The 16,241-nt window shown below is 67.4% G+C and carries 17 protein-coding genes; 9 read left to right on the plus strand and 8 right to left on the minus strand.

The window, feature by feature from the left end; genetic code table 11:
* Positions 1-70: 70 nt before the first annotated feature.
* Genes IEY14_RS13130 through IEY14_RS13150 form a run of 5 tightly spaced genes read left to right on the plus strand, consistent with a single transcriptional unit; the run spans position 71 to position 4,827 of the window.
* Positions 71-1,021 (plus strand): branched-chain amino acid ABC transporter permease, encoded by a 951-nt coding sequence (locus tag IEY14_RS13130; protein ID WP_188909102.1) that lies wholly within the window; start codon positions 71-73, stop codon positions 1,019-1,021.
* Positions 1,021-2,016, plus strand: coding sequence for an ABC transporter permease subunit (locus IEY14_RS13135; protein ID WP_188909104.1), 996 nt, complete (start codon positions 1,021-1,023; stop codon positions 2,014-2,016). Before IEY14_RS13130 ends, IEY14_RS13135 begins: the two co-directional genes overlap by 1 nt.
* Positions 2,013-2,858 carry an ABC transporter ATP-binding protein gene (locus tag IEY14_RS13140; RefSeq protein ID WP_188909106.1) on the plus strand — a complete coding sequence of 282 codons (846 nt, stop codon included), beginning with the start codon at positions 2,013-2,015 and terminating at the stop codon, positions 2,856-2,858. Before IEY14_RS13135 ends, IEY14_RS13140 begins: the two co-directional genes overlap by 4 nt.
* Positions 2,767-3,519, plus strand: a complete 753-nt coding sequence (locus IEY14_RS13145) for an ABC transporter ATP-binding protein (RefSeq protein ID WP_188909108.1) — start codon at positions 2,767-2,769, stop codon at positions 3,517-3,519. Before IEY14_RS13140 ends, IEY14_RS13145 begins: the two co-directional genes overlap by 92 nt.
* Before the next feature lie 9 nt (positions 3,520-3,528).
* Positions 3,529-4,827: an NAD(P)/FAD-dependent oxidoreductase gene (locus IEY14_RS13150; RefSeq protein ID WP_188909110.1), complete on the plus strand. Its 1,299-nt coding sequence runs from the start codon at positions 3,529-3,531 to the stop codon at positions 4,825-4,827.
* A 239-nt stretch (positions 4,828-5,066) separates the two neighbouring features.
* Here IEY14_RS13150 and IEY14_RS13155 read toward each other — a convergent pair whose 3' ends face one another.
* From IEY14_RS13155 to IEY14_RS13175, 5 genes are all read right to left on the minus strand, one after another.
* Positions 5,067-5,561 (minus strand): DUF427 domain-containing protein, encoded by a 495-nt coding sequence (locus tag IEY14_RS13155; protein ID WP_188909111.1) that lies wholly within the window; start codon positions 5,559-5,561, stop codon positions 5,067-5,069.
* Positions 5,558-6,052: a hypothetical protein gene (locus IEY14_RS13160; protein ID WP_188909113.1), complete on the minus strand. Its 495-nt coding sequence runs from the start codon at positions 6,050-6,052 to the stop codon at positions 5,558-5,560. The genes IEY14_RS13155 and IEY14_RS13160 overlap by 4 nt, the downstream gene beginning before the upstream one ends.
* Positions 6,053-6,284: 232 nt before the next feature.
* Positions 6,285-6,788: a hypothetical protein gene (locus IEY14_RS13165; RefSeq protein ID WP_188909115.1), complete on the minus strand. Its 504-nt coding sequence runs from the start codon at positions 6,786-6,788 to the stop codon at positions 6,285-6,287.
* A gap of 151 nt (positions 6,789-6,939) precedes the next feature.
* Positions 6,940-7,842 (minus strand): alpha/beta fold hydrolase, encoded by a 903-nt coding sequence (locus IEY14_RS13170; protein ID WP_188909117.1) that lies wholly within the window; start codon positions 7,840-7,842, stop codon positions 6,940-6,942.
* A complete protein-coding gene (locus tag IEY14_RS13175) occupies positions 7,839-8,480 on the minus strand; it encodes a pyridoxamine 5'-phosphate oxidase family protein (protein WP_188909120.1) in 642 nt (213 codons plus the stop codon). The genes IEY14_RS13170 and IEY14_RS13175 overlap by 4 nt, the downstream gene beginning before the upstream one ends.
* A 116-nt stretch (positions 8,481-8,596) precedes the next feature.
* On the opposite strand from IEY14_RS13175, the gene IEY14_RS13180 reads away from it, so the two are divergent.
* Together IEY14_RS13180 and IEY14_RS13185 are read left to right on the plus strand one after the other, a co-directional pair.
* The gene (locus IEY14_RS13180) at positions 8,597-9,523 is read left to right on the plus strand and encodes a LysR family transcriptional regulator (RefSeq protein ID WP_188909122.1); all 927 of its coding nucleotides are present in this window, start codon (positions 8,597-8,599) and stop codon (positions 9,521-9,523) included.
* 317 nt (positions 9,524-9,840) lie between these two features.
* Entirely contained in the window at positions 9,841-10,815 is a 975-nt protein-coding gene (locus IEY14_RS13185) for a sugar-binding transcriptional regulator (protein WP_188909124.1), read from the plus strand.
* Positions 10,816-10,828: 13 nt separating this feature from the next.
* On the opposite strand, the gene IEY14_RS13190 is transcribed toward IEY14_RS13185, so the two are convergent.
* From IEY14_RS13190 to IEY14_RS13200, 3 genes are read right to left on the minus strand one after another with little or no spacing between them, the layout of a single operon-like run.
* Positions 10,829-11,815, minus strand: coding sequence for an ABC transporter permease (locus IEY14_RS13190; protein WP_188909126.1), 987 nt, complete (start codon positions 11,813-11,815; stop codon positions 10,829-10,831).
* Positions 11,816-11,820: 5 nt separating this feature from the next.
* On the minus strand, positions 11,821-13,305 hold the full coding sequence (locus IEY14_RS13195) for a sugar ABC transporter ATP-binding protein (RefSeq protein WP_210318397.1): 1,485 nt from the start codon (positions 13,303-13,305) through the stop codon (positions 11,821-11,823).
* A gap of 41 nt (positions 13,306-13,346) precedes the next feature.
* A complete protein-coding gene (locus IEY14_RS13200) occupies positions 13,347-14,372 on the minus strand; it encodes a sugar ABC transporter substrate-binding protein (RefSeq protein ID WP_188909129.1) in 1,026 nt (341 codons plus the stop codon).
* Between the two features lie 268 nt (positions 14,373-14,640).
* On the opposite strand from IEY14_RS13200, the gene IEY14_RS13205 reads away from it, so the two are divergent.
* Both IEY14_RS13205 and IEY14_RS13210 read left to right on the plus strand, forming a co-directional pair.
* Complete coding sequence (locus IEY14_RS13205) at positions 14,641-15,624, plus strand: dihydroxyacetone kinase subunit DhaK (protein ID WP_244639465.1); 984 nt, start codon at positions 14,641-14,643, stop codon at positions 15,622-15,624.
* Complete coding sequence (locus tag IEY14_RS13210) at positions 15,624-16,229, plus strand: DAK2 domain-containing protein (RefSeq protein WP_188909131.1); 606 nt, start codon at positions 15,624-15,626, stop codon at positions 16,227-16,229. The genes IEY14_RS13205 and IEY14_RS13210 overlap by 1 nt, the downstream gene beginning before the upstream one ends.
* The last annotated feature ends 12 nt before the right edge of the window (positions 16,230-16,241 follow it).

A 16,241-nucleotide genomic window follows, 5' to 3' on the forward strand; every position in this document is an offset into this window, starting at 1 on the left:
GTCCGTCGCGGCGGCGCGCCCTTCCGTTCTCCATCCTCCCTTTCCCGACGCTCGAGACCGGAGGCGCAGCATGCTCGGCACCGTCGTCCAACAAATCTTCAATGCCTTGACGATCGGCGCGATCTACGCGCTCATCGCCCTCGGCTATACGATGGTCTACGGCGTGCTTCGGATGATCAATTTCGCCCATGGCGAGATGTTCATGCTCGGCGCCTATGCCGCCTTCGCGGGGCTCGCCCTTCTCGCGCCCGGCCTCGGCGGGCTCGGCGCCTTCGTCCTGGCGCTCGCCTTCTTCGCGGCGGTGCTGGTGGTCGGCGGCGTCGGCGTCGGCATCGAGAAGCTCGCCTACAAGCCGCTGCGTGCCTCCTCGCGCCTCGCCCCGATGCTCTCTTCGCTCGGCGTCTCCCTGGTGCTGCAGACCGCGATCCAGATCCTGGCGGGGCCGCAGCCCCAGGCCTTTCCGAGCTTCTTCCCGAACCTGCGCATCGAGCTTCTCGGCGGCTCGATCACGACGGTGCAGATCGGCATCATCCTCGCCGCCGTGCTCCTGATGCTGGCGCTCAACACGCTGGTCAACCGCACGCGCATGGGCGTTCTGGTCCGCGCCGTCTCCGAGAGCCGCGCGACGGCCCAGCTCCTCGGCATCAACGTCAACGGCGCGATCAGCCTGATCTTCTTTCTCGGCCCGGTGCTCGGCGCGGCCGGCGGCATCCTCTATTCCAGCTATTACGGCATCATGACGCCGACCATGGGCGTCGTCGTCGGCCTGAAGGCCTTCACCGCCGCGATCCTCGGCGGCATCGGCTCGATTCCCGGCGCCATGCTCGGCGGCTTCCTCCTCGCCGCCATCGAAGTCGCCGGCACGGCCATCCTGCCGGCGGTGACGAACGGCGTGATCGGCAGCGAATATCGCGACGTCTTCGCCTTCGCCGTGCTCATCGCCGTCCTTCTGTTCCGCCCGGCGGGCATTCTCGGCCAGCCCGTCTCCGAGGAGACGATGGTCTACAAGCGGGAATTCTGATGAGCGACCAGGTCCTTTCGGCCGTCCCCGCCCGGCGTGCCTCGCGCGTTCTCGGCCTTCTCATGCTCCTCGGGGCCGGGGCGGCGCTCCTCGCCGTGCCGCTCCTGCCGAACTACTACGTGCGCATCGCCGACAGCCTTCTCATCTACATCCTGCTCGGCATGGGGCTGAACATCGTGATCGGCTATGCCGGCCTGCTCGATCTCGGCTTCGTCGCCTTCTACGCCGTCGGCGCCTATACCTACGCCCTCCTCGCCAGCCCGCATTTCGGCCTGCACCTGCCGCTCATCCTGATCCTGCCGATCAGCGCGGCGCTGGGCGCGCTTGCGGGCATTCTGCTCGGCATTCCCGTCCTCCGGCTGCGCGGCGACTATCTCGCGATCGTCACGCTCGGCTTCGGCGAGATCATCCGTGTCCTCATCAACAATGCCGATCGGGTGACGAACGGGCCGCAGGGCATCACGCGCCTCGATAAGGCGAGCCTCTTCGGCCTGCCCCTCGCGACACCCGGCGAAATCTATCTCCTGCTCCTGGCGACCTGCCTCCTCACCGGCATCCTCGTCTGGCGCCTCGAAAAGTCGATCATCGGCAAGGCCTGGGCGGCGATCCGCGAGGATCAGGACGCCGCGCGGGGCATCGGCATCGACACGGTGCGGGCCAAGCTGGCTGCCTTCGCCATCAGCGCGATGATAGGCGCGATCACCGGCTCGATCTTCAGCGCCTTCCAGCGCTTCGTCAGCCCGGAAAGTTTCACGTTCCAGGAATCGGTGCTGATCGTGCTGATGATCGTCATCGGCGGCATCGGCAACATTCTCGGCGTGATCGCCGGCGCGGCCGTGCTTCTCGTGCTGCCCGAACTGCTGCGCGGCTTCGACGAATGGCGCATCCTCGTTCTCGGCCTCACCATGATCGTCCTCATCATCGTGCGTCCCCAGGGCCTCGTGCCGCGCAGCCTGTCGCCGGAACGCCTCCTCGGAGCCCTGTTTTCCCGATGAGCCTCGTCTTCCGCGACCTCACCAAGAGCTACGGCAAGCTCGTCGCCATCGACGCCGTCTCGGCGCGCTTCGAACCGGGTCTCGTCTATGGTGTGATCGGGCCGAACGGCGCCGGCAAGTCGACGCTGATCAACATGACCGCCGGCTCCTATGCCGTCTCCTCCGGAACCATCGAGCTCGACGGCCGGCGCCTCGACGGGCGCAAGAAGCACGAGATCAGCCTTGCCGGCGTCTCGCGCACCTATCAGAACATCCGCCTCTTCGATCAGATGACCGTCCTCGAGAATCTCGAGGTCTGCCTCTATCCGCTCGACGCGCCGCGCATCTGGCAGGAGGTCTTCTGGCCGCCGCATGCCCGGCGGCGCGGGGCGGAGCGGCGGCGCATCTGCGAGGCGCTGCTGGCCGATTTCGAGCTCCTTCCCCATGCCGACAAGGCGGCGGCGAGTCTTTCCTACGGGCGCCAGCGCATGTTGGAGATCGCCCGCGCCCTGATGCGCGGCCCGCGCGTGCTGCTGCTCGACGAGCCGGCGGCGGGGCTGAACCATGCCGAGACCGAGGACCTGACCGACCGCCTGCGCCGGCTGCGCGATCCGGAACGCATCATGATCGTCGTCGAGCACGACATGGATCTCGTGATGTCGCTCTGCGACCGTATCCTGGTGCTCCATCACGGCAAGCTGCTCTTCGAGGGGACGCCCGCCGAGGTGCAGGCCGATGCCGCCGTCCAACAAGCCTATCTGGGGACCCATGATGACCTCGACGAGATCCGGGCCGCTGCTGAAGATCGACGGCGTCAGCGCGGGCTGGGGCCGGACGAGCGTCCTGTCCGACATCACGCTTGAGGTCGCCCCGGGCGAGATCGTCGTGGTGCTGGGGCCGAACGGCGCCGGCAAGACGACACTGCTGAACGCCATATCGGGCGTCGCCCGCGTCACCGCCGGGCGCATCCAATTCGACGGGGCCGAGATAACCGGCCAGCGTCCCGAGGCCGTGATCCGCCGTGGCCTCGCCCATTGCCCGGAGGGGCGGCACATCTTTCAGCGCCTCAGCGTCGAGGAAAATCTCGTCGCCGCCCATATCGGGCGCGGCAGCCGGGGGTTCGAGGCGCTGCGCGAAGAGGTCTACACGCTCTTTCCCGTCCTGAAGGAGCGGCGCAACCTGCCGGCGAGCCGCATGTCGGGCGGCCAGCAGCAGATGCTGGCGATCGGCCGGGCGATCATGGCCGAGCCGAAGCTCCTGATGCTGGACGAGCCCTCGCTCGGTCTGGCACCGAAGATCATCCATCAGATCTTCCGCATCGTGCTCGATCTGTCGCGGGCCGGCATCGCCATCCTGCTCGTCGAGCAGAACGTACAGCTCGCGCTCGAATGCGGCGACTATGCCTATCTGCTGAATGCCGGGCGGCTGCGGCTCGAAGGCCCGGCGCGAGGGGTCGCCGCCCAGCCCGATCTCGGCGAACTCTATCTCGGCCAGCCCTCGGCCGCCCCCGCTCTCCACGCCTGAGCCCGGCCGATGTTCGCGATCGATTGGAAGACCCCGCATCTCTGGCGCAGGACCAACGGGGAGCGCCGCGCCGTCGCGCCAGCGCTCGCCGGCGACGTCGAGGCCGATGTCGCCATCGTCGGCGGCGGCTTCACCGGCCTGTCCCCCGCGCTGACGCTCGTGGAGGCGGGCGTTTCCGTCGTCCTTCTCGAAGGCAACGAGATCGGCTCGGCCGCCTCCGGCCGGAATAACGGGCTCGTCATCCCGCATCATTCCAAAGCGACGCCGGCGGAAATGGCGGAAGCGGTCGGGCCGGTCCATGGCGAGCGCTACAACGCCCTCGTCGCGGGCGCGGCGCGCCAGGCCTTCGCGTTGATGGAGAAACACGCCATCGCCGCCCATGGCGTCCAGCGGGGCTGGATGCAGCCGGCCCATACGGAGGAGGCCCTGGCGCGGGCGCGTCGCTTCCATGACGAGTGGAGGGCCTTCGGCTGCGACGTCGAATGGCTGGACGGGGACGCGATGAGTGCCGCGCTCGGCACGCCCTATCGCGGCGGCTGGCGGGCGCGGGAGGGCGGCCATGTGAATCCCTTCGCGCTGGTGCAGGGTCTGGCGCGGGCGGCGGAGGCGGCGGGCGTCCGCCTCTTCGAGAATTCCAAGGTGACGGCGCTCGTCCGGGAAGGAGAGCGCTGGCGGCTGCGGAGCGGGGCCGGCTCCGTCCTCGCTCGCAAGGTGCTTCTCGCCACCAACGCGCTGACGGGCCGCATTTGGCCGAAGCTCGGCGAGGCGGTCATCCCGCTCCAGGTCTATCAGGTCGCGACGAAGCCCCTGTCCCATAATCTCCGGGCGGCGATCCTGAAGGACGATCCCGCCGTCTCGGACATGCGGCGCGACATGCGCTACTTCCATTACGACGCGGATGGCCGGCTCGTGACCGGCGGCACGCTCGCCACCTGGCGCGACGCCCGCCGGCGCGGTCTCGCCCAGAGTTCTGCCATGGTGGGGCGCGTCTTTCCGCAGCTCGGCGAAGCGCCGGAGCTCGAGGACTATTGGGAGGGCGTCTTCGGCCTCGTCCCGGATCGGAAGCCACGTCTCATGCGCCTCGCGCCGGGCCTCGTCTTCGCCGGGATCTATTCGGGCCGCGGCGTCGCGCTATCCCTCGCCCTCGGACGGGAGGTCGGCGCCTGGCTCGCCGAACAGCGCCGCGATGCCGACATGCCGCTGCCGGTGACGGACCTGCGCCGCGTGCCCGGCCATGCCCTGGCCGTCGAAGTCGCCCGGCGCATCCATCCCCTGCACAAGCTGCGCGACCGCCTCGACGGCGTCTGAAACACTCCGCCATGCCCGAAGTTCATGACGCGACGGCGGTTCGAATCAGGGCGGACCGGCGACCGCGATGCCGCTCGTGCGGCGGATGTCACCGGCCTGAGCGGCGGCATCTTCGGCGAGGATGGCGAGGAGGGGACAGCCTCCCCGGGCTCCGCTCCCCGAACGATAACCGAGATCTGCTCGATGCCGATGTCGGGCAGCGTCGGGTCGAAGATATTAGCACCGGCTCGGGCGTCCGATCACCAGAGCCTGCTGCCGGGAATGCCCTTGAACGGGCCGACGATGTCGCTCGTGATCCATCCGCCGTAGAAATCGCCCGGCTGCGGTGTGACCTGTTCACCATCGACCCGGCATTCATCGAACGGCCCGGGATAGAAGGCGATATGCTCGCGTAGAGAAGCGAATGGCGCGGTCGGCTTCGGGTAGCTCCAGGCAATGTCGGTCAGCGTCTCGCCTTCGATCACGACATCGAAATAGGTGGCCTCCCCTTTCCATTCGCAGACCGATCGACGCGCCTTCGGTCGGAGCTTCGCCATATCGATATCCGTCCGGGGAATATAATAGCTCGGCGGATGGCTGGTCTCCAGCGTGCGGACGGCGCGCACGGTGGCGGCGAGGATGATGCCGCGATGGACGATCAGGATGCGTTTCGATGTCGGCTCGGCGATGGCGGGGCGCGGGTAATGCCAGACACTCTCTTGGCCGGGCGAAGCGGGATGCGGAACCGGTTTCATTGCCAGCCCCCTCTCCGCCGGGGACGAAACAGCTTTCCTGATAAGTCGCTGCCGAGAGCAAGGCCGACCGCCAGCGCAGTATAGGCCGCCAGCATCGAACGCTTCGAGAGGACAAGGTCCCAGCCGGGTATGAAGCGGCGTGGCGTCGCCCCGTAGTCGACGACGGCCGCGATCGCCGACATCACGGCGGCGTCGCGCAAGAGTTCAGGCCCCGAACGGGCCGGTCGGCGCCCCAGCCAGAGCTGGAAGGGCAGCGCCCAGAACAGGCACGAGGCGTGGTGCGTGACATAGCCGACCAGAGTGTGCGCAATGTCCATCTTGCGGACTTCGGCAGCGGCGTCCCCATGCAGCCAGTGGCTCGTAGCGTTGAGCGGACGGGCTGCGTCCTTGCTCTCGATGCTCGCGAGCAGGAGGAGCGCTGCTGCGGACACCGCACTTGCGACGCTTCCGGTCGCGAGGATCGACAGGCCGGTCCGTACTCCCGGGGTCATGCGTTCGTCCTCCTCGGTTCCAAAGCGACCGAAAATGCGATGTCGGTCCGACGACGCGTCTAACTATGGCCCGGCTGTCGCTTGCCGAGCCGAGCTTGGTGCGCCCTGTCGCCGCTCCTCCGCAATACCGAACGAAGTCCGTCCGCTGGCGACGGCGCCGCGAGCGCTAGAGCCCGGCAGGCATTCGGTTCCGCCCGGCCGAACAGACGGTCGAGCGGAATCGGAGCGGCGATCAGTTCGCCTCGACGGGCTCCTCGGGGCCGTGATGAGGCGGCGGCGGCGGATCGAGCTCGTCGACGCGTTGATCGGCATGGCGGATGGCGGCGGCATGCAGGAAGCCGTCATGGAAGCGGCCCTGCACCGTCACGGTCTCGTTCGGCGAGACGAGCCGGCCGCCTTCCCCTGCCGGCCCTGTTTCGACGAGCGCTCGCGCCGTGCCGTCGGTCACGACGAACTTGTTGCCGTAGATCTCGGCCACCTGACCCGTGACGCCGACGGAGGAGGCGTCCGCGAGTTCGGCGATGGGGGTCGCGGCGAGATTCGTGTCGAAGGAGAAGTCGGAATGCCGTGAGGCGCTCCAGGCCGCCGCGCCGCTCACCAAGGAGAGCGCCAAGATACCGAGCGCGCCAGCACCGAGCAGGGCGTTGCGCGGCCAGAAGGGTCGGCGGGATTCGCTCGCTCGATGCTCGATCTGCGGCGAGTCGGGGTTCGAGATGTGGTGGTGGACTTCGGTCATGGTTGTCACCGTGTTCGTTGCGATGACCGGTTTTTAACTTCCCCATGGCCTCGGCAGCCTGAACCGCCCGGTTCAGTATCGGTTCAGGGGATACGGACCGAAAGCGGAAGGTCCGCTTCAGTGCCCGCGTCGCAAATAGCTGCCGTTTTATTCACGCCCCGTCTGAGACTTTCACGGCTCGGGCCGGAGTGCCCGGAAGCCGATGGTCCAGGAAAGCCCCGATCAGACGGGCAATCTCATCCGCATGCGTTTCCAATGCGAAGTGGCCGGCATCCAGAAGGTGGATCTCGGCGGCCGGGAGGTCGCGCCGATAGGCTTCAGCACCCGCCGGCAGGAAGGCGGGATCGTGCCGGCCCCAGACGGCGAGGAGCGGCGGTCGATGGTCGCGGAAGTAGCGCTGGAAGTCCGGGTACAGCGCGACGTTGCTCTTATAGTCGCCGATCAGGTCGAGCTGGATCTCCTCGGCGCCCGGCCGGGCCATATAGGCGATGTCCAGCTCGTAGCCGTCGGGCGAAAGACGCGCCCGGTCGGCGCCCGTGCCGTACTGCCAGTCGCGGATCGTCTCGGGCGCCAGCGACGGCCGGCAGGCGTCGCGGTTGGCCTCGCTCGGCTCCTGCCAATAGGCCTCCCAGGGACCCCACTGATCGCTGAAGCCTTCGAGATAGGCGTTGCCGTTCTGCGAGACGATCGCCGAGACGCGCTCGGGGTGGCGCGTGGCGAGGCGCAGACCGACGGGAGCGCCGTAGTCGAAGACATAGAGGGCGTAGCGGTCGAGCGACAGGGCCTCGGTAAAGCCTTCGATCACGTCGGCGAGGCGATCGAACGTGTAGTCGAACACGCCGCGCGGCGGCGCTTTCGTCTGGCCGAAGCCCGGCAGGTCGGGCGCGACCAGATGATAGCGGTCGGCGAGCAGCGGGATCAGGTCGCGGAACATGTGGCTCGAGGTCGGGAAGCCGTGCAGGAGCAGGAGGGTCGGCTGCGATCGGCGGCCGGCCTCGCGGTAGAAGACCTCGACGCCGTCGACGGCGACGGTCCGGTAGCTGACTTCGGTCATGAATGCTCTCCTTTGATGGTATTCGCCGTGGCCGCCGCCCGCAATGCGTGGTTCTCGGCTTCGAGCGCGGCGAGGCGCTCGCGCAAGGGGCGGACCGCATCGGCGATCTCGGCCTCCGTGAAGCGCGGGGTGATGTGCTGCGGGCAGTTCCAGTCGAAGGCTTCGAGCCGCAGCCGGAAGATGCGCTCGATCCGGGCGCGGTAGCCGGGCACGGCGACGCGGTCGGCAAGGGCCGGGTCGGCCGCCGGCGCGACGGTCTCGGCATGGGCGTAGATCTTCAGGCGCGCCCGGCGCGGATAATCCATCAGGAACAGGCAGACGCGATCGTTGGCCGCGAGATTGCCGAGGCTGATATATTGCCGGTTGCCGGAATAATCGGCGAAGGCGAGGGTCCGGTCGTCGATCCGCTTCAGGAAGCCGCGCGGACCGCCGCGATGCTGGACATAGGGCCAGCCCGTCTCGGAAACCGTCGCCATGTAGAAACTGTCTCGCGCGGCGATGAACGCCGCCTCGTTCTCGGTGAAGCGGTCGAAGGCGCGATGGCCCGCAAAGCCCTGCCAGTGGTGGTCGGCGCCCATCGACTGCTGCGCAGCGCGAACGCTCGGTGTCACGGCGATGTCGAGAAAGCCGTAGGACATGGCGGAGAATCCTCCCTGCTGGCGGGTTGGCCCTTCGCCGGGAGAAATGATCCTTTTCACCCGCTGGCAGAATAATGCAAACTCGCAAACCACCTGACCAGAATCTGGAAAGACGGATGGACCGCCTCGAAGCCATGGCCCTTTTGCGGGAGGCGGTGGACCGGGGCAGCCTCTCGGCGGCCGGCCGGGCCCTGCGCGTTCCCGTGCCGACGCTCAGCCGCAAGATCTCGGATCTCGAAACGCGGCTCGGCACCAAGCTGCTCGTTCGCACCACCCGCCGCCTCACGCTGACCGATGCCGGCATCGCCTATCTCGCGGCGGCCCGGCGCATCCTCGACGAGGTCGAAAGTGCCGAGCGCGAGGCGGCAGGCGAATTCTCCGAACCGAAAGGGGAACTCGTGCTGACGGCGCCGATCCTGTTCGGCCGCCTCCATGTCCTGCCGGTGGTGACGGAGTTCCTCGAGCGATTCCCGCAGATCGACGTCCGACTGCGTCTCGCCGACCGCAATGTCCATCTCGTCGACGACCATGTCGACATGGCCGTGCGCATCGGCCGGCTGGCGGACAGCGCGATGGTCGCGACGCGGATCGGCACCATGCGCGTCGTCGTCGCGGCGAGCCCGGCCCTTCTCGCAAAGCACGGCGTCCCTGCGGTGCCGGAGGACCTGCGAGGCCTGCCGGTCGTCGCGGTGGAAGGCCCGATGCCAGAGGCGGACTGGCGCTTCCATCCTTCAGGCGGCGCTACGCCCGTCGACATAGCGCTGCGACCACGCCTTTCGGTGACGACGACGGAGGCGGCGGCCGACGCGGCGATCCGCGGCACCGGGATCGTGCGGCTGTTGCACTATCAGGTGGTGGATGGGGTCGAGGAGGGTCGGCTGCGGCTGGTTCTGGAGGACTTCGAGCCGGAACCTGTGCCCGTGCATCTCATCCATGCGACGCGCGGACAGATGCCGCTGAAACTGCGCCGCTTCCTCGATTTCGCCGCACCGGCCCTCCGTCAACGGCTCGGCAAGCTTCCGCCACGCAAGGGTCAGGGGTGACCGATCGGATCCGCGCGGTGACGCCCCTCCTCGATCCGTCCACAGTTCGGCATCGCTGATGCTGTCTTGCCGGTGGCCCCGGATACCGGGCAATCTGGACAAGCCGCCGCATCCCATAAGCGGCGGACCGGATCGGTATGGTTGTCGTCGTGTGGTCGTGCGCCCTGAAACCGGACTTCTGAGTGGAGGCCGATCAGTCCAACCTTGAAAATGAGATTCTCTAGCGCTGTGTGGACTGGATTCACTGGAACCCGAGCGCGCTTCGTGAGACTCCCTCGCTAGAACTCGGTAAAAGAAGTGCGAATACGAGAGTCCCGATGACGACCGATGTCCAGGATCTCTACCTGATCACGCTCGTCGCCAAGCAATATTACTACGAGAACCGGACGCAGGACGAAATCTCGCGTTCGCTCGGCCTGTCGCGCACCAAGATCGGGCGCATGCTGAAACAGTCGCGCGACCTCGGCCTCGTCACCATCCGCATCAATCTCAACCCCTCGGAACTTTCCGATCTCGAGCAGGAGCTGAAGCGCCGCTTCGGCCTGCAAAGGGCGCTGATCGCGCTCGACCACGACGACGAGAACAGCCAGCGCCGCAGCGTCGCGCAGCTCGTCTGCGACAACCTCGCCGAGATCCTGACCGATGGCGCGACCGTCGCCGTCGGAATGGGCCGGAACCTCAGCGAGGTGACGATGCATCTCGGCGGTCCGAAAGGGCGCGACTGTCTTTTCGTCAGTTCGATCGGAGGCTCGCTGCGCGCCGGCGAAGGCTTGAACTCTGACCATATCGCGCGCCGCTTCGCCGCCTCCTTCAACGGCCGGAGCGAAACGCTCTACGCGCCGGCCCATGTCGGGGCGCCGCATCTGCGCGAACTGCTGCTTGCCGACGAGACCGTCCGGCAGACCTTGAACCGCGCCCGCCGCGCCGATGTCGCCCTGATCGGCATCGGCGACTGCAGCGAGTCGAGCTACCTCGTCAAGATGGGCTGGTTCACGACGCCGGAGATCGCCGGCGCCCGCATGAAGGGAACCGTCGCCGACGTCTCGGGCTATGACTTTCTCGACATCGACGGCAATCCCTCGGCGCCGGAACTCCAGGGCCGGGTCATCGGCCTGTCGCACGAGGACTTCCGGCATATCCCCAACGTCATCGCGGTGGCGAGCGAGCGCAGCAAGACCCTGTCGCTCCTGGCTTCCTTGCGCTCGGGCATCATCAACACGCTGGCGACGAGCGCCGGGATCGTGCGCGCCATCATCGAGATCGACGAGGCGCGGCCCCGGCGGCAAGGCTGACGACGCCGACCGTTCAGCTTCGGCGGCGGCGCTGGTTCAGGGAGTCGAAGAGCACGGCGAGGAAGATCACGCCGCCCTGGATGAACTGCACCCAGAAGGGCTCGACATTGTTGAGGGTCAGCCCGTTGTTGATGACGCCGATGAGGAGCACGCCTAGGATCGTGCCGAGCATCGATCCGCGTCCGCCGAAGAGCGAGGCGCCGCCGATCACCACCGCGGCGATGGCGTTGAGTTCCAGCCCGCTCGCCGCGATCGGCTGAGCGGAATCGAGACGGCCCGTGAGGATGATGCCTCCAAGACCCGAAAGCGCTCCCGAGATCAGATAGACGGCGATCAGCGTCCGGCGAACCGGGATGCCCGCCATCATCGCCGCTTCCCGGTTGCCGCCCACGGCATAGACCTCGCTGCCGAAGACGGTGCGGCGCAGGACGAAGGCGCCGAGCGCGAGGACGCCGAGCGAGATCAGTCCGGCGACAGGGAAGTACCCGACCAGGCCGCCGCCGATGGCGTCGAAGGCGTCGTCGAAGCCGAAGATCGTCTGACCGTTGGGGATGATGAAGGCGAGACCCCTCGCCATCGCCATCGCGGCGAGCGAGACGATGAAGGGATTCATGTTCAGATAGGTGACGGAGAGGCCGATGAACAAGCCGCAGCCGAGGCCGACCAGGATGCCGAGAGCGACGGCGAGCGGGATCGGCACGCCGGCATGGAGCGACAGCCCGGCGATGACCCCGGAAAGCGCCACCACCGATCCCGACGACAGGTCGATGCCGCCGGTGATGATCACGAATGTCTGGCCGCAGGCGACGAGCCCGATCAGCGAACTCGCCACCAGGATCGACATGATGTTCGCCGTCGACAGGAAGGAGGAGGTCGTCAGCGACAGGTAGGCGACGATCGCCAGGAAGACGAGGACGATGGCGATCTCGTTGATGTCGCCGCCAAGCCGGCGCCGCTTCGGCTCGGATCTGGCGACGAGGGCATCGTTCTTCGAAGTCATTTCGGTCATCCGACGGCGGCAAGCGACATGATGCGGTCCTGGCTGAACTCGCCCCGCGGCACCTCGCCGACGAGCCGGCCGCCCCTGAGGACGCCGATCCGGTCGCAAAGGCCGAGAAGTTCGAGGAGATCGGAGGACACGATGACGACCGCCGCGCCCTCAGCCGCGAGATCGCCGATCAGGTTGTAGACCTCGACCTTCGCGCCGACATCGACGCCGCGCGTCGGCTCGTCCAGCATGAAGACGCCGGGCGCGACGCTAAGCGCCCGCGCCAGCACGACCTTCTGCTGGTTGCCGCCGGACAGGCGCCGCACCTCCTGCGCGGACGAGGTCGCTCGGATGCGCAGGGCCGCGATGGAATCCTCGGCGAGCTTGCGCGTCGCGCGGGCCGAGACGAGGCCGAACCGCGACAATTTCTTCAGCGTCGAAAGCGCGACATTCTGCCGGATCGGAAAATCGAGGATCAGCCCTTCCAGCTTCCGGTCCTCCGGCGTCAGGACGATGCCCTGCGCCAGTGAGCGGCGGGGCGAATGGGGCAGGAAGGGCTGGCCGGACACGCGGATGGTGCCGGCGCTCATCGGCAGGGCGCCGAAGAGGGTCTTCAGCACTTCCGTCCGTCCGGCGCCCATCAGCCCGGCCAAGCCGTAGATCTCGCCCGCCCGGACCTTAAAGGACACGTCCTCGAAGCGCTTCGGCGAGGCGAGCCCCTCGACGTCGAGAACGACGGCGCCGGGATCGATCCGGCGTTTGGGAAAGAAGCTGTCGATCGGCCGGTTCACCATGGCGCGGACGAGGCCCTCTTCCGTCCAGTCCGGCGTATTGCGCGTTTCCACCGTCCGCCCATCGCGCATCACGGTGATGCGGTCGCAGACGGCGAAGACTTCTTCCAGATGATGACTGATGAAGATCAGGCCGACGCCTGCCGCCTTCAACCGGGCAATCGTGGCGAAGAGGACCTGGACCTCGTGGGCGGTCAGGCTCGCCGTCGGCTCGTCCATCACGATGACGCGCGCGCGGCGCGACAGGGCGCGCCCGATCTCGACGAGCTGACGCTGGGCGAGCGACAGTCGCGACACGCGCATCGAGGGGGCGATGTCGAGCCCGACCTGCGCCAGGATCTCGACTGTGCGGCGGTGGAGCGCCCGCTTGGCGATCATGCCGAGCGTCCTCCGGGGCAGGTTGCCGGCGAAGATGTTCTCGGCGACCGTCTGGTCGGGAAACAGCGACAGTTCCTGATGCACGACGATGATGCCGGCATCCAGCGCCTCGCGCGGCGTCTGCGGCGCGAAGGCCTCGCCGTCGAGAAGGATCTCGCCGCCATCCGGTCGGTGGATGCCGGCGAGGATCTTCATCAGGGTCGACTTGCCGGCGCCGTTCTCGCCGACGATGCCGTGAACCTCCCCGGCGTCCAGCGCGAAGGAGACGCCGGACAGGACCTTGACGCCAACGAAGGACTTCGAAACCTCAGAGATCCGAAGCAGTTGGGGCATCGTCATTTCTCTCGGCCGTTGTCTCGGCTGTCCGGGCGCGGTCAGCCCTTGGCGACCTCTTCGGCCCAGAGGCCGTAGGACTTCACTTCGGCGCTGTCGATATTGTCCTTCGTCAGGAGGATATGCGGCCAGAACTGATGCGCCGGGATGGCGCTCTTGTCGCCGTTGAAGAAGGTATCGACATACTTCACCGCCTGGCTCGCCATGGTCAGCGGGTTCTGCGACAGCGTCGCGTCCATGTCGCCCTTGCGGATCGCGGTCAGCGCCTGCGCCGTTCCGTCGATGCCGATGATGACGATGTGCTTGGGATCGTCGAGAGGCGCGTTGCGCGAGGCCTGCCGGATGGCCCGGAGCGCGCCGACGGCATTGTCGTCATTGCCGTTGAACACGGCGTCGATCTCGGGATTGGCGGCCATGATCTGGCTCATCAGGTTGAAGGCCTTTTCCTGGTCGAACTGGGCCTCCTGCCGCGCGACGAGCTTCAGTTCCGGATTCTCGGCGGCGATCTTGCCGAACTCTTCCATGAAGCCGCGATCGCGGTCGTCGCCCGCCGTGGTGCCGAGAAGGCCGACGAGGTTCACGACATTGCCCTTGATCGAGCCGTAGCGCTTCTTCAGCCGGTCGGCGATGAATTGCGCGCCTTCGCGCCCGAGCGCGACATTGTCGGTTTCGAGGAAGTTCGCCTGGCAATCGCCGCAGGCGGCGCCGCGATCCAGCGTGAAGACCGGAATGTTCTTCTTGCGCGCCTGCTCCACCACCGGAACGATCGAATTGGCGTTGATCGGATTGAGGATCAGCGCGCTGACGCCCTGGTTGATGAGGTCGATCACCATAGTCGACTGCGTGTTCGCGTCGCCATTGGCGTTGGTGTTGAGGAGAGTCATGTCGGGGAACTTCGCGACGGCGTCGACGACCCCTTTCGTCATGCCCTGGAAGAAGGGATTGGCGAGGGTCGCGACATTGTAGCCGATCTTCAGCGGCTGGGCGGCACGCGCGCCCGGCAAGCCTGCGAGAAAGGCAGCGGCGGCCATCGAACCGCCGGCTGCGATAAGTTCACGACGATTCATGGCAAGCCTCCCGAGCATTGCGAAAATGCCGGACGGATGACGATCTCCCCATCAGTCATCCGTGCGTCCGGCGCGCATATGGGATATGCAGACCCGGCCTCCGTCAAGCAATAACCGGCCGTCTAACGTAAATTCCCGTGTCATCTCGGCGGGCGATTGACAAGGAACGCGCGGTTCACGTCTGATGCCTTCGCGCAAAAGAGCATTGAGCGCGCATATGTCCGCGCTCGACAGCCGTGCCGATGAGGGGGACGTCGTGAAAAAGGTCATGAACGCGCCGGTCGACTATGTCGACGAGATGCTGGACGGGCTTTGCGCCGCCCATCCCGGCTATTTCGCCCAGCCCGAACGGCGCGTGATCGCCCGCCAAAGCGGCCCCGTCCAAGGCAAGGTCGGCATCGTCACCGGCGGCGGTTCCGGCCATCTGCCGATCTTCACCGGCTATATTGGGCCGGGGCTGCTCGACGCCTGCGCGATCGGCGACGTCTTCGCCTCGCCCTCGGCCGAGCAGATGGCCGGCGCCATGCGCTGCGCCGATGGCGGCGCGGGCGTGCTCCGCCTCTACGGCAATTACGGCGGCGACGTCATGAACTTCGACATGGCCGGCGAGATGCTGGAGATGGAGGACATCCGATCGACCACGGTGCTGCTCGCCGACGATGTCGCCTCCGCGCCGCCGGCGGAGGCGGCCAAGCGGCGGGGCGTCGCCGGCATGGTCTATGCCTTCAAGGCCGCCGGGGCGCGGGCCGAGGAGCGCGCGAGCCTCGACGAGGTGACGGCCGCAGCGCAGAAGACAGCGGATGCCTGCCGCTCGATCGGCTTCGCCCTCTCGCCTTGCATCGTGCCGCAGGCCGGCAAGCCGACCTTCACACTGCCCGAGGACCAGATGGAAATGGGCATGGGCATCCATGGCGAGCCCGGCATCTGGCGCGACAAGCTGAAGCCCGCCGATGCCGTGGCGGACGAGATGTTCGACCGGCTCCTGGCCGATCTCGGCGCGGGGCGCGGCGAGCGCGTCTCGCTGCTCGTCAATTCGCTGGGCGCGACACCCCTGGAGGAACTCTACATCGTCTACCGCCGCCTCAATGCGCGGCTCGGCGAGGCCGGGATCGGGATCGTCTCGCCGCTCGTCGGCCGCTATGCCACCTCCATGGAGATGGCCGGCGTGACGGTGACCCTGTGCCGGCTGGATTCCGAGATCGAGCACCTGCTTCTCGCGCCCTGCGACTGCCCGTTCTGGACGGTCCGGTGATGGGCGGGACGATCGATCGGGCGGACCTGAAGACGGCCCTTGCCCGCATCGCCACGGCGATGCAGGGGGAAGCGGCGGCCGAACTCAACGCCGCCGACGGGGCGCTCGGCGACGGCGATCTCGGCATCACCGTTTCGCGGGGCTTCGCGGAAGCGGCGGCGGCCGATCTGCCGGCCGATCTCGGCCTCGCCTTCATGGAATGCGCCAAGGCGATGCAGCGCGTCTCGTCGTCGTCCTACGGCACGCTGCTCGCCACGGCCGCGATGTCGGCCGCCAAGGCGCTGAAGGGCCGCGAGACCTTCGAGACGGGCGAATGCCGCGTTCTGATCGAGGGCGCGCTTGCCGCGATGATCGCCCGGGGCAAGGGCTCGCTCGGCGACAAGACGGTGCTCGACGTCCTCGACGCGGTCGCCAAGGCCATGGAGGGGACGGAAGGCGCCGCCCTCTACGACCGGAGCCTTGCGGCGGCGCGCGCGACGCTCGAGGACTTCAAGAGCCGGCCGAACAAGCTCGGCCGCGCCCGGATGTTCGGCGACGGGAGCATCGGCCTCTACGATCCGGGCCAGCTCGCCATGGTGCGGATCATCGAAGGAATGCGATCGTAGGCAAGGAGATCG

This window comes from Aureimonas endophytica (assembly GCF_014642635.1).
GTDB classification, from domain to species: Bacteria; Pseudomonadota; Alphaproteobacteria; order Rhizobiales; family Rhizobiaceae; genus Plantimonas; species Plantimonas endophytica.